11 protein-coding genes and 1 tRNA gene are annotated in these 12,803 nt (G+C 44.9%); 8 read left to right on the top strand and 4 right to left on the bottom strand.

Annotated features, from left to right (window positions below; translation table 11 throughout):
• The first annotated feature begins 18 nt into the window (after positions 1–18).
• From DW189_RS01040 to DW189_RS01030, 3 genes are all read left to right on the top strand, one after another.
• Positions 19–1,323: a glycoside hydrolase family 2 TIM barrel-domain containing protein gene (locus DW189_RS01040; RefSeq protein WP_117506567.1), complete on the top strand. Its 1,305-nt coding sequence runs from the start codon at positions 19–21 to the stop codon at positions 1,321–1,323.
• Positions 1,324–1,450: 127 nt separating this feature from the next.
• Positions 1,451–1,523, top strand: a tRNA-Lys gene (locus DW189_RS01035).
• A gap of 166 nt (positions 1,524–1,689) precedes the next feature.
• A complete protein-coding gene (locus tag DW189_RS01030; RefSeq protein ID WP_117506566.1) occupies positions 1,690–2,901 on the top strand; it encodes a site-specific integrase in 1,212 nt (403 codons plus the stop codon).
• 68 nt (positions 2,902–2,969) lie between these two features.
• On the opposite strand, the gene DW189_RS01025 is transcribed toward DW189_RS01030, so the two are convergent.
• Complete coding sequence (locus DW189_RS01025; RefSeq protein WP_117506565.1) at positions 2,970–3,809, bottom strand: hypothetical protein; 840 nt, start codon at positions 3,807–3,809, stop codon at positions 2,970–2,972.
• A gap of 148 nt (positions 3,810–3,957) precedes the next feature.
• Positions 3,958–4,791: a hypothetical protein gene (locus DW189_RS01020; RefSeq protein ID WP_117506564.1), complete on the bottom strand. Its 834-nt coding sequence runs from the start codon at positions 4,789–4,791 to the stop codon at positions 3,958–3,960.
• A gap of 744 nt (positions 4,792–5,535) precedes the next feature.
• On the opposite strand from DW189_RS01020, the gene DW189_RS14720 reads away from it, so the two are divergent.
• Positions 5,536–5,859, top strand: coding sequence for a helix-turn-helix domain-containing protein (locus tag DW189_RS14720; protein WP_349908730.1), 324 nt, complete (start codon positions 5,536–5,538; stop codon positions 5,857–5,859).
• A gap of 827 nt (positions 5,860–6,686) precedes the next feature.
• Positions 6,687–7,919 carry an ImmA/IrrE family metallo-endopeptidase gene (locus DW189_RS01005; protein ID WP_117506561.1) on the top strand — a complete coding sequence of 411 codons (1,233 nt, stop codon included), beginning with the start codon at positions 6,687–6,689 and terminating at the stop codon, positions 7,917–7,919.
• Positions 7,920–7,958: 39 nt separating this feature from the next.
• Here the strand turns inward: DW189_RS01005 and DW189_RS01000 are convergent, their stop codons facing one another.
• Positions 7,959–8,894 (bottom strand): Fic family protein, encoded by a 936-nt coding sequence (locus DW189_RS01000; protein ID WP_117506560.1) that lies wholly within the window; start codon positions 8,892–8,894, stop codon positions 7,959–7,961.
• Between the two features lie 149 nt (positions 8,895–9,043).
• Between DW189_RS01000 and DW189_RS00995 the strand changes: the two genes are divergently transcribed.
• The 3 genes from DW189_RS00995 to DW189_RS00985 all read left to right on the top strand — a co-directional run bounded on the left by DW189_RS00995 (position 9,044) and on the right by DW189_RS00985 (position 10,161).
• Complete coding sequence (locus tag DW189_RS00995; protein WP_117506559.1) at positions 9,044–9,430, top strand: DUF6908 domain-containing protein; 387 nt, start codon at positions 9,044–9,046, stop codon at positions 9,428–9,430.
• Positions 9,427–9,702, top strand: a complete 276-nt coding sequence (locus tag DW189_RS00990; protein ID WP_117506558.1) for a hypothetical protein — start codon at positions 9,427–9,429, stop codon at positions 9,700–9,702. Before DW189_RS00995 ends, DW189_RS00990 begins: the two co-directional genes overlap by 4 nt.
• A gap of 228 nt (positions 9,703–9,930) precedes the next feature.
• Positions 9,931–10,161 (top strand): YodC family protein, encoded by a 231-nt coding sequence (locus DW189_RS00985; RefSeq protein ID WP_117506557.1) that lies wholly within the window; start codon positions 9,931–9,933, stop codon positions 10,159–10,161.
• A gap of 893 nt (positions 10,162–11,054) precedes the next feature.
• Here the strand turns inward: DW189_RS00985 and DW189_RS00980 are convergent.
• A complete protein-coding gene (locus DW189_RS00980; protein WP_044054481.1) occupies positions 11,055–12,803 on the bottom strand; it encodes a SusD/RagB family nutrient-binding outer membrane lipoprotein in 1,749 nt (582 codons plus the stop codon).

Here is a 12,803-nt window from a genome sequence, read left to right as displayed (position 1 = left end):
TCACAAAAAAACAACCTTATGAGGAGTATTCTTTCGATCATAGCACTTTTTTCGTGCTGCACGCTGGCGGCACAGGAGTATATTCCGACCTACGGCCGCGAACCGATGCGCGGTGAACTGCTCGTCTACCCAAGCGCCCGGGAGGCTGCGGAGGCCGACGGCAGCGACAACAAATATTTCAAGCGCCTGAACGAATGGACGCAAAAGGGGAACAGTTTCACGACGGACTTCACCGTACCGTTCGCCTGGGCCAACCGGCAGGTATTGTTCCGGCTCGGGTGGGCATCGGCCGACTATGAGATCCGCGTAAACGGCGAGGCGGTAGCCTACAACAGCGACTGCAACGCCCCGGCTGAATTCAACCTCACGCGCCATGCCAAAGAGGGGCGTAACACGCTGGAGGTCATTCTCAGTTCCCCGTCGAAGGTCGAACGGCTCGAAAGCTGGAAAAACGACGCGTCACCGGCCATCGGAGCGGCATGGGTCATGAGCCAGCCCACATTGCGCGTACGCGACATACTCACCAAGACATGGCGCAGCACCGAAGAGGGAGACAACGTCATGGCCGAAGTCGGACTCGTCGTCAAGAGCGAAGCCCTCAACCCGCGCACGTCGCGCGTTCACTACGAATTGCTGTCCCCAGCCGGTAAGACCTCGGCAACGGGCTACAAGGACATCAAACTCAACATGCGCGGCGAGGACACCCTGCGGTTCCTGGCACGTATTCCGGACAGCCTGCTTTGGAGCCCGGAAAAGACCACACGCTTCACCTTGCGGGTCAAAACCCAGCACGAAGGCCGCTATATGGAGTATATCGAGGTTCCGCTGGGGTTCCGTACCGTAGAGGTACAAAACGGACAGCTGGCGGTGAACGGCACACCCGTCACGCTCCGCACGCGCGAGATTCCCGCCCAGGCCTCGGCAGACGAGATCGCGGCATTGCGCGGACAAGGGTACAACACGCTTAAACTCCTCCCGGGGTCGGTGTCCCCAACGCTGTATGACACCTGCGACACGCTGGGAATGTACGTGATCGTACAGGCGCCGATCGACACCCGCAGCAGCGGTGAATCGAGGCGGATCGGCGGCAATCCGTCGAACGACCCGGAATGGCTGGGGGCATACGTCGAACGTACGGCGGACAGCTACCATGCCTCGAAACGGCATCCGTCGGTAATCGCTTTTTCGCTGGCCACGCAATCGGCCAACGGCATCAACCTCTACGAAAGTTACCTGAACATGAAGAAGTCCGGCGACCCGCGGCCGTTCATCTATCCCGATGCCGCCGGAGAGTGGAACAGCGACAAACTGGAGATGCAATAAACCCGAAGTGGCTCTGCGATAACGCGAAAAGCTTTTATTGCAAAAAAATCGGGATTTTTTTGCAGGATTTTTTTGCAATAAAAAAAATTATCACTAATTTTGCACTCGCAATCGGATAACGATTGATGCCTCTTTAGCTCAGTTGGTAGAGCACGACACTCTTAATGTTGGGGTCCAGGGTTCGAGCCCCTGAGGGGGTACAAAGCAAAAGACTGATAATCAATGATTATCGGTCTTTTTTGTGTTTATACTATTCCTTCCCCTTTGGCATTTTTAGGGCAAAAACAGCCCGTTTGAGGGTGCAGAGTACACATTAGGCTCCACATAGAGAACTACACACCCAACTGCATATAACAATGTAATCAAATGACATTCAAAGTTATATGCCGCAAAGAAATTATTTATAAAAATTCCACCTCTCCATTGTGCCTTTTATTCTTTCAGGGCAAACGCAAAAAGGCAGTCGGATTGGGCGTTTCCGTTGCGCTTAAACATTGGGACGCAGAAGCACAAAAGGTCACGGACGACTGCCCCGACAGGGACAATATTCAGTTTCAGATAACAGCCAAAATAAAAGAGTACGAGAAGAAAATCCAGCGTTTAGAGGTTATGGATATTCCCGTAACCTTTGAAAATCTCTTTGAGCAGAACAGCAAACGATTGAATTGTTCTGTTGGAGAATATCTGAAACAGACCATAGAACGGCTGGAAACGCTCGGCAAATACGGCTCGGCATCCAAACACCGTTCCCTACTCTCCCGCTTGTCTGAATTTAGGTCGCTGAACACTCGGTTCGATGAAATAGATTTAGCGTTCCTGCGTGATTTTGAATTGTTCCTGCGTAAAGAGGGCAATGTAAACAACAGCATAGCCACGAAATTTGCCATCTTTAAGGCCGCCTATAACAAGGCTCTTGCAGAGGGTTTGTTTCTCCAAAAGATAAATCCGTTTGCAAAATACAAGGTCGGTAGCCTATGGACACGGACGAGGAAACGAGCCATCACGAAAGAGGATATACAGAAACTCGTTGCATTGGAGATAGCCCCTAATTATAGGACGAACTATGCCGAATTTGCACGGGACATCTTTCTGTTCTCCTACTACACGGCAGGCATTAATTTTACGGATATGGCTACCCTGCGTTACTGCGATATTGTGGACGGCAGGATTTACTACTCCCGCCACAAGACACAGAAATTGCTGTCCTTTCAACTCGTACCGAACGCCATGCGGATTATCGAGAAATACAGCAAGGCCAACCACGCACAAGAAGATTATATCTTCCCTATTCTCGACCGCACGGAACACAAGACAGCACAACAGATTTTCAACCGCACACACAAGGTTCTGCGGAAAGTCAATCGGGAGTTAAAGACGCTGGGTGAGCAGATAGGATTGGAAATGCCATTGACTACCTATGTCGCTCGGCATACGTTCGCCACCGTGCTGAAAAGGTCGGGAGTGAATATTGCCATCATTTCCGAATCATTGGGGCATTCAGACCTATCCACGACACAGATTTACTTGGACAGTTTCGAGAACTCACAAATCGACGCTGCAATGCAACACTTGTTATAGGAGTTTGGAGGTCGGCGACCAATATGGTAACCGACCTCCTTTTTTCCTAATGATGGGTAGCCTCCTCATTATCCGAGGTGTTTTTCCAGCATATCATATGTGGCCTGTTCCCGTGACAGCCCCTCTCCTGTCTGAGGTTTCATAATCTCTTGCGCTTGTTCGGCAGTCAGTCGATTGATTTGCTCCACCATCTGAACAGTAAACGCCGTAGGGTCTGCCGCATTGCTGAATTTCTTGGAGAGGTGGGTAATCAGGTACTTTTTTGCCAAGAACGTATCTGGAAATTTGCCTTGCGCGGCCTCATACCACTTGACACTCCGTTCATACCATCCAGCCTCTCCAAATGCTTTGGGCAGTTCCTTACTCTTGACACAGGCCACAAGGTCTTTTGGTTTGAGGGAATTTGCGCCCGTACACCATAAGGAAATGGTTGCCAGCGGGCAGCCTTTGCTACGGAGGTACATTGCAAACTCAAAGACTTTATTTTCGACACCGAGCATCATTGCAGGAGCCGCCATATAATCCGTACCCGTCCACGTCTTTGTGCAGATATTCATTTCTGCAATCAGTGCCGCAATCGACATTTCGACATTCAGCGGCTCACAAATTACGAAGTCATCCAGATTCAGTTTCAAATTCAGATAGGCAACCAATCGGTGCTGACCGTCCAGCACGGCATAGTAGTTTTCGGTCTGGTCATCGGGAATGTCGTTCCCATCGAGGTCTACCAGATGACCGTCCATAAGGTAGACATCCTCTCCCTTAACTACTATGATGGGCGACAACTGCCCGTACTCCTTAATGGAATTTTCTTTGGCCTTAACCGTCTTGGCGTTGATCGCGCGGTTGCCCTTGACAAATGCAAACTGGCGTGCTTCGTTCTCGATGGTGATGTTCATCTTTTTCATAGCTGTGGATTACTCCGTCCTTTACGGAGGGGCTTCTATTTGCTTCAGACCATCGCCCTCTGGCTGGAGCATCGAGAGGAACGCCCTCCCGACACCACAAAGGTCGATAGAAATTCAGCCCTTATTAGGGAGTAAAACACAGGCCGATTTACTCACCCTCTTCTTTGGGGAGTTTCAAACCACCTGCATAAGTCTTGGGATGCCGTTGGTTGAAATCGAAATCTCCATATTGTTTGATATTTCTTTTCAACGCAGAATCACTTACCAAAAATACCTCCTTTCTCGATAGTCGGCAGAAATGGATAATCCGAGAAATAAGTAATAGTTTGCTGTATGAAACGGTACTACCACGTTCGGCTCGTAAATCGGGCATGCCGAGGACATCGAACAATACCTTAAATAATTTGTACAACAACACCTGTTGTTGAGCAGCACCAAATGATTTCGTGTAATTCCTGCACATAATATCAAGCGTCCATACCTTTAATTGTGGTGCTTCTTGGTATTTGTCAAGTTCCCGCTTCACGAATCGACGTAGATTTTGCAATATTACAGGGCTGTTGGTCTCATAACGGTAGCTTTTGCGAATCTCCTTATCGTCCGACAGGTAAAGAACGGCTTGTGGATGATTCTCCAGATAATCTTCAATTTCAACCAATATATCATAATCCGTCTTGCTGGCGTCTGCTGCATTTATTCCAAAATCCATTGTAATATCGTAAATATAAAGCAGGGCGAACCAGAATTTTTTTACATCTAATTCGTATCCTTCCAATGTAGCGATAATGTCTTTATTATCGAGGAATGCTTGATATGTGAACGGCGGTTTTATTACCTCTCTATTCATTCGGGAGAGAAACCGCAAATTCCAGTCGCTCAAACAATAGTCCTCGCCATCCCAACCGACATTGATTTTGTCTGTCAGTTTATTGACATACTCCATAGCTTCATCATTCCAATTTTGAGGTATCGTATAGCCCATAATCGTAAAGTTTTCGGTTACTCAAAGATAATGAAAGCCTGCAAGAACAGCAACCATAAGACTTCGATTAAATTTTTTTTGTAAAATATTATGTTAAAATTTGGATTTTGATTAAATGCTTTATACCTTTGCACATCATTGTCACAGACAAGGGTAATTCTTGTTTCTTCCATAGAAAATATGTTATAGGACGGATAAGGATGGCATTATATGCTGTCCTTGTCTTTGGTTGATAGTCGCATATTTTTTGTGTCGGAAATGAAATTCCCTTATAAAAAGATATTTCACACACAGAAAAAATGCGGTGAAATCCTTTACCACATTTTTTGAGTGTGAAATGAAGATTTCCTATAAAGAATATATTTCAGAATCAGAAAATGTGGAAGATTCCAATTAAAGAGATAGTAGGTTTTTGAATGACGGGATAGAGAGTTGCTCAAATCTGTCCTATGCAAACTGCTCAAAAGTGTCCTATATATACATTACCTACTTATACACTACCTATTAAAGTCTTCCCGACCATGTACTACCATATCAAAGACCGCAAGTGATTCGATAACCGTAAACAGGCCAAAGAACATTACGGCGTAGCCTGCTTCCGAAAACTACTGCACTTAAAAGAGATTATATTTACGAACAATCACAATTCCATTGCTAACGATGAATTATACCGTAATCCCCAAATCAATCGTGAACTTTCAGACGGGAAACAGTAAACCCGTCGATATTTACGTGTGAGCAACCATTAAATATTGCTCCAACCACAAGACGAATATTTCCCATGTAACAGAAGAAAAGCTATCCTTACTGACGGGATTGGATGAAAGAACTATACGACGGAGCATTAAACGCTTAAAGGATGCAGGTTATCTGACCGTGCAGACTACCATTAAAGAAGATGCAGACAGAGGATTTATAAAGCGGAACACGTACTATATAGCCCCAATAAAGACCAACTATTTCTTCCTCGATAATAGTTTCTTTCAAAAGAACTATCCCGCCAAGATTGCAGGGTTTCTGCTCTTATTAAAGGCAATATGCCTTAATAATACGGATACCATTCAATGAAGTATATCCCAAATTGCAAAGGGTATCGGATTATCGAGAAACACGATAACAGCTCTCATTAAAGAATGTCAGCAATTAGGGCTTATAAAGCCTATTTCTAATGGCTACGAACTGACAGCAGGCTGTTTTATCAATTCCTCTGTTAAAAAGACCAATGCAGGGATTTATAAGGAGCTATGCGAGTTCTGCCAATCAAAAGGAGTAACCCCACCGAACTGGGATAAACGAGCCATGTCCGTACTGCTTACCAAGTATAATGCAATAGGCTTATTGAGAACAGAGCCAATAAGCATAACCTACCAACTTAATAAACGGTGTAAGACCCTGCCCGAAAAAGCATCGTTGCCTTACTTTATAAAGGTGCTCGATATGCAGGAACAGTATAAGGCAGTTATAGAACAGGTAGAGCAAAACAAACTCGATAAGGAAGATTTCAAAGGTTTTGCATTTGAATAACAACCAGCAAATAATAGTCTATATACAGCCCTCATGCTTACGCATGCAGGGCTTTTCCCATTTAATGAGAGTATGACATATTTTGCGGATATTCGATTTATATAGACCTTATTAATTGTGTTATTCATCTTTATATGGCGTGCCGTAGGCACTCACTCAATAAGCCCAAGATTATAAAAATTGCATATATACCGCCCACGAACAAAGTGCCAACATCTGAATCTACTTGCCGAAAATGGACACTCACAGACTATGTAAAATAGATGGTGAAAATATTATAAATAATATTATATTAGTCATTTTCAAAATATTACAGCATAAAATTGTGTATTAAATTTAATATTGCTAATTTTAGGAAACCTTTAACTACTATGAATACAACTGCCAAAGGAAATAAATTTGAAGACAAAATTTATCAAATCTTCAAAGGGCTATTGGAAGATGAAAAATTACCTGTCAATAGGAAACAGAGTGTTATTAAGAAAAAAGAGAAATATTATTCAGAAGCTCGAAAAAAGCACATAATTACAGATATATCTATTGAAACGACAATGGAGATATCATCTTCATATAATATTCTGACAATTATTGAATGTAAAGATTGTAATCGTCCTACTTCTGTTGATGATGTAGAAGAATTCTACACGAAAATATCCCAACTAAAAGCACAAAAAGGCATTGTAATATCAAGACATGGATTTCAACAGGGAGCAATACAAGTAGCGGAGCATTATCACATTGGTCTAATCCGAATAAATGATGATGATTCTATGTTGACCATAGCAAATAGAAAATTCAAATCATATAGTGTAATTAGGGCTAAAACACTATTAGCAACGCCTAATATTCCTGAGGGGCAAGTTGTCATTCTTGATTCTGGGATATGCTACAACAGTTTTTTAGAATTGTTTGAGCGGATAGGGCTTATTTTTCAAAAAACACAGAATAGCGTTGTCCCATACCGCTCTCCAGAAGAGATAATGAAATTTATTAACGAGTTGGATATCAACCATTGTTATGATAATGGCTGTCTAAATATTGAGAAAATATGTCAACATATAGCATCAAAATATAAGATTCTATTTGAGGATCAACTATTAGACTTAAGAACATTCGGCAGAACTGATTTTCAGAACAACCTCATAGTATTCAATTCTCGCTTAAAACAGGACGAACATAGATACAGATTTACAATCGCCCACGAAATAGGACACTTGTTGTTGCATCGAAAATTACATTCTAATTTCGAGGAGACAGAAAGTTCTCAGAATATTATTTACAAAGAAAAATTGTCGAATAATGACATAATGGAATATCAGGCAAATATTTTTGCAGAACATTTGTTGTTGCCCCTAAGGAATCTGCGAATGGCTTTTGCCCAATTTATGGTACAAGAGAATATTACGAAAGTACCTCTTTATCTCGATAATCAGCGTTGTAATATTGCATTGGGATACAAGGCATGTTCATATATTGGCGATAAATTCAATGTTTCAAAACAAATGGCAAAAATTGCGCTTAAACACAATAATTTACTTAAAGATGCATCTGATGTTATTGACTATTTGCGAAATATAAAATTCACCTCTACAGGAGAATACTAACGACAGGTATTATAGAAATGGGTTATGCATAGCTTTTCCCTACTTACAAATTATCCACTCCCCCGAGCGGGTAGAGCCAATATGCTTGAGAATACCAGACTTGGAGAGTTTCAGCAAATGATATTTCACGCCGTCAGGGGAAATACCTGCTATTTTTGCCAGTTCCACACGAGTAATTTTCGGATTCTTCTGAATCTCCTCTAAGATGATTTCTTGGGTAGACTTTGGGGTAGCGTCTTGGTCAGTCAAAGTTTCAGCAATTACCCCTAAAATAAATTCAATAAACGGAGAACAACCCTCCTTGCCACCACTTATGGCAATCGCGTTATAATACTCTTTTTGATACTTATAGACGATATTTTCGATAGGCAAATTCTTAAATACGGAACGCCAACGAGAGAGAATTAACGTCTGCCACAATCTTCCTGTTCGTCCGTTGCCATCGCTGAATGGATGTATAAACTCAAATTCGTAATGGAATACACAACTTGCAATCAGCGGATGTTCCTCGGTTGTATTCAACCATTGGAATAAATCATTTATCAGATACGGCACACGCTCGGCATCAGGGGCATAATGAATAACTGTCTTACCCGAAACCACACCTGCACCGCCTTTGCGGAATTGCCCTGCATCGTCAATTAGCCCCGCTTCCATAGCCGCATGAGCCTTTAACAGATCCTCGACCTTATGGGGGTTGAGCGTTGCAAGCAATTCATACGCCTTGATTGCATTACGTACTTCCTGCACCTCGTTCATTGGAGCAATGACGGGTTTCCCCTCCAGTACCGCTGTCACCTGCTCGGTCGAAAGCGTATTTCCCTCGATCGCCAAGGTGCCATGAATGGTCTTGATGCGGTTTGCACGATGCAGGCGTAAATTCACCTGTGCATAGTATCCTCCGACAGCCTCGCTAATTTGTGCAACCAGATGGGTAATCTTCGGAGTGACGGTGTAAGGTGGTTGGTAGGACATGGCGTGATCTTGTTTTGCACAAAGATAAAGATAATTTCCTTTTTGGGTAGTTTATTGGGTAAATTATTGGGTAGATATATACTGCCCACGAACAGATACATGAATCAAAGCCCCTCCCCCTTATTGAATGTGAAATCAATAAAAAAGCCATGAAAACATTGGACAAAAAGGCGGCTGAAATCCTGCGTGGATTATTGGCTCTACAAACTGCAAAGATTGACAACTCGGACGGGGTATATATGCCCGTTCACATTGAGTTGATAGACCTCACGGAAAAGTACAACCACATTTCGCTGGCTCATTACGGACAGCAGAACGGTGATGCCATGCGTGATCCCGAAATGATTTTTGCACTCCACAAAGAAAGCCAGCAGTTCATTCCTTACTATTACCGTAACGATTATATGGGTATAGAGCAGAACAGCGTGAAATGGTCGGAAGATGGCGTCTTCCTGATCCGTCGCTTGCAGGCAGAACACACCGCATTCGCTAATCAATGGTTACGCAACATAGCCACACAACAGCACCTATTATGACAGCACAGCGATTGGTGGAGAACTGCGTACTGACGAATCAAACCGCAGTCGTGGATGAAATGCTGAACAAGCACCTGCTACCCGAAGAATATATCTATCCATTCTTGGGTGATGTCATGGAATGGTGGTTGATTGACAGCTGGCTGGCAGAACGTCTGAAAAGAGAGGGAGAGGTAATCATTGAGGAATACGGTTGCTGTTGGTGGGGCAGGTTAGCCAGCGGACAGTCTGTCTGCATGGACAACGTGATTAGAAAGATTGCAGGTGAATAAAACTCGGCTTGCATATCGACATAGCAAATTTGTAAATTACAGAGATTAGGGGCATTGCAATTCCGAGAAGATTTTGCAGTCCCTAATTTCTGTTTTACGATGGCGTAAGGTCGATAATAATTAGTTCTAATCACTTAAAATCCATAGTTTGTAAAATTTCGCTTACATAAAGTTGCGAAATCGGATAAATATTTTTAATTTTAACTAATCTAATTAAAAATTACAACGATGGAGAAAGCAAATGTTGGAGATGTGGTCATATTGAAATCAGGTGGCCCGAAAATGACGGTTACTCATATTATTGGAGGGCATACTGAGCCTCAATACCGAATGCTGGACCATGCCTGCTTAGTCAAAGGCTGCCAAAATGGGGATGTTGTTTGCGAATGGTTTAATGGCTCTGAACGGAAACAGGACTGTTTTAAAATAGCAACGCTTGAAGAAGTTCCCAAAGAATAGGTCGTCTGTTTGCAATACGATTAAAAAGTCTATGAAAAATTCATAGACTTTTTTTATATTAAGTAACAGTTCCGAGAAATCGGAAAGATGTTTTGCTTTTTAGTTTGTCTTGTCTATCTTTGTGGGACATACGACAAACACGGAAAGTGTTGCTTATTCTCGTCAAACGAACGTAGGAAATTCGGACAAGGTAGAGAACGGCAGACATCTTCTCGCGTCATATCCATTTGTGGATATAGGCGTGGGGCTGTTGCTTATTTTAATAAATCAGTTGATAAATATATCAATCTGACAAACAGACTTTTAAGAAGATTTTACAGGGGTTTTAGTAACGATTTGGAGAATGTGCGAAATTCGCTACTTTGCGTAATCATCTTGTCAAATAACCCTTGTCAAAAACAAAGGTAGGAATTTTCTTTGAACTTGCAAAAATATTCGATTTAAGTGCTAAATACAAAACGAAGGCACGAGGTTATGAGCCTCGTACCTTCTTCCCTTTTATTTCTTGTTACCGTGTTAGATGGCTTTGATGACGAATGGGCAATAAGATTAAAATGGTTTTCTGCAAATTACGAAAAATAATTGATATATAGCCTATTTTCCGGTAATAAAAATGTAGCGACGGTGTTTCACAACTCTGTCGCTACCGCTACAACTAAAACAAGTTTTTAACCTTAATTTTTATCTTCATTACAAATGAATACAAAATAGTTGATATTTGCAAATCATCTGTCCGTTTCCGGTACGAGCCATTCGGGGGCATGAAAAAATGGTATGCCGCATGATAGTGGTCGGAAATGCGCCGGAGCCCGATTCGGATGTGTCGGATGGAAAAAAGGACTCCGTCGTTATACGACGGAGTCCCGGTTTATGAGTGAAACGGATCGGCGGGGTTAGAAATTGCCTTTGTCCTTGCGGTCCCACCACAGACGGGTGCCACCGGTGTCGCCGTCGCCTTTCACTTCGGAAGATTCAGCCTTCAGCAGCTGGATGGCATTGTTCACCTCGACGGTGTTGGAGCTCAGTTCCGTTTCGTTGTACAGCAGGCGGCGCGGGCCGAGCTGCGTGTCGATGATCGAGGGGGCCAGATTTTGCTTCGGACGGAAGAGTTTGGGGTAGCCCGTGCGGCGGTAATCGGCCCACGCTTCGGTCGAGAGCGGGAAGTTGGCGATCCATTTCTGGGTGATGATGCGTTCGAGCTTTTCTTCATTCGAAGCGCCTTCGTCCCACTTCACCGTGATACTGGTGGTCGGATCGGAGTTGTATTCCGGCTTCCACGGGTCCGTATAACCCTCAGGTGAGGAGGTATCGTCGTTGATGTAGCTGCTGATAGCCGCATCGTCGATAGCCGCCCAGTCGGGGGCCGTCAGTTTCTTCTCGGTCCATGCTGCCGCGGCGTCGGACTGTCGGTAGCTCTTCTGGTTGCGGATGGAAACCTCGATACCCTTTTCATAGAGTTCCTTTACGCTCTGCTGCCCGGCGTCGGTCCAGCGAAGTTTGGCTTCGGCGCGCAGGAACCAGCCTTCGGCGGCGAACATGATGGGCTGCGGCGTCGCATATCCGCCGGCCAGAAACGAGTAGTAGACGCGCTGGTTGTCGTTGCCGCCGTTCTTATTGCCCAATTCGCAGCCTACGGGAACTCCGATGTATTGCGCTCCCTTGCGGATCAGGATGTCGCTTTCGTTGTATATGTCCTCGTTGTTCTGGTCTTTCTCGCCTGTCGGTTCGGCGGTCTTCTTGACCAGATGGCGGACGTTGGTGGTGAAATAGAGCGGGCGGCGCGGGTCGTTGTAGCCGTTCATGAACGCTACGATCGACGAACCGATGCCCGAATCCAGCCAGTCCATCATGCGGCGCAGTTCGTTCGAGTAGGACTTGTTGATAAGGATGTCCTTGTCTTCGAGGACTCCGGCCTGAATGGCTTCCTTGGCGTATTTTTCAGCATCGACGGGGTTTACCTTGACGATGCGCAGCGCCATGCGCAGCTTGAGCTGGTTGGCGATCTTCTTCCAGAGCGTGCGGTCGCCGTTGCACCAGCTGTCGAACGATGCGAGACCTGCGGTCTCCGTATCCAGTCCTTCGAGCGCTTTGTCCAGCTGTGCGAATATCGCCTTGTAGATATCTTCCTGTTTGTCGTAGGCGTAGCTGCTGGGGCGTTCGGCCAGTTCGTCCGCTGCGAGGACCGACGAATAGGGAACCGGGCCATAGGTGTCGGTATACTGGAGCAGGTTATACGCTTCGACGATGCGGGCTACGGCTGCGAAGTCATGCTGTCCGGCGGCGTCGCACTGTTTGATCAGCCGGCGGGTGTTGTTGAATATTTTCTGCATGAAGTTCTCGTGCATGCCGCCGCAGAACCCGCGGGCGAGGTCGTAACGCGCCATCGTCCAGTTGCTGTGCGGCACCTCGAAATAACCGCCGTAGTTGTCGATCGACAACGAGGTCCAGTACTGGAACAGGTTCTGGTGGGTGGGGTAACTGAACGAGAGGGGAGTGGAGAACTGCGCTTCGAACGGCAGTTCTTCGGGGTCGATCTCGTAGGGATTGGTGTTCAGCTCTTCGAAATCTCCCGTACAACTTCCCAACAGTGCGAGGGGAAGCGCCATTGCGGTAACGTTTCTAAGAATATTCTTGAGTTTCAT

This window comes from Alistipes sp. AM16-43 (genome assembly GCF_003435745.1).
In the GTDB taxonomy this organism is placed as follows: domain Bacteria; phylum Bacteroidota; class Bacteroidia; order Bacteroidales; family Rikenellaceae; genus Alistipes; species Alistipes onderdonkii.
The sequence above is the reverse complement of the archived record's forward strand: the minus strand, read 5'-3'. Positions and strand labels throughout refer to the sequence as shown.

What these genes read in the sequence shown, in the direction of transcription:
- DW189_RS01000 (WP_117506560.1), bottom strand. Translation starts at nt 8,894, where the DNA reads ATGTCCTACCAACCACCTTACACCGTCACTCCGAAGATTACCCATCTG.
- DW189_RS00995 (WP_117506559.1), top strand. Translation starts at nt 9,044, where the DNA reads ATGAAAACATTGGACAAAAAGGCGGCTGAAATCCTGCGTGGATTATTG.
- DW189_RS00990 (WP_117506558.1), top strand. Translation starts at nt 9,427, where the DNA reads ATGACAGCACAGCGATTGGTGGAGAACTGCGTACTGACGAATCAAACC.
- DW189_RS01030 (WP_117506566.1), top strand. Translation starts at nt 1,690, where the DNA reads ATGACATTCAAAGTTATATGCCGCAAAGAAATTATTTATAAAAATTCC.
- DW189_RS00985 (WP_117506557.1), top strand. Translation starts at nt 9,931, where the DNA reads ATGGAGAAAGCAAATGTTGGAGATGTGGTCATATTGAAATCAGGTGGC.
- DW189_RS01005 (WP_117506561.1), top strand. Translation starts at nt 6,687, where the DNA reads ATGAATACAACTGCCAAAGGAAATAAATTTGAAGACAAAATTTATCAA.
- DW189_RS01040 (WP_117506567.1), top strand. Translation starts at nt 19, where the DNA reads ATGAGGAGTATTCTTTCGATCATAGCACTTTTTTCGTGCTGCACGCTG.
- DW189_RS00980 (WP_044054481.1), bottom strand. Translation starts at nt 12,803, where the DNA reads ATGAAACTCAAGAATATTCTTAGAAACGTTACCGCAATGGCGCTTCCC.
- DW189_RS01020 (WP_117506564.1), bottom strand. Translation starts at nt 4,791, where the DNA reads ATGGGCTATACGATACCTCAAAATTGGAATGATGAAGCTATGGAGTAT.
- DW189_RS01025 (WP_117506565.1), bottom strand. Translation starts at nt 3,809, where the DNA reads ATGAAAAAGATGAACATCACCATCGAGAACGAAGCACGCCAGTTTGCA.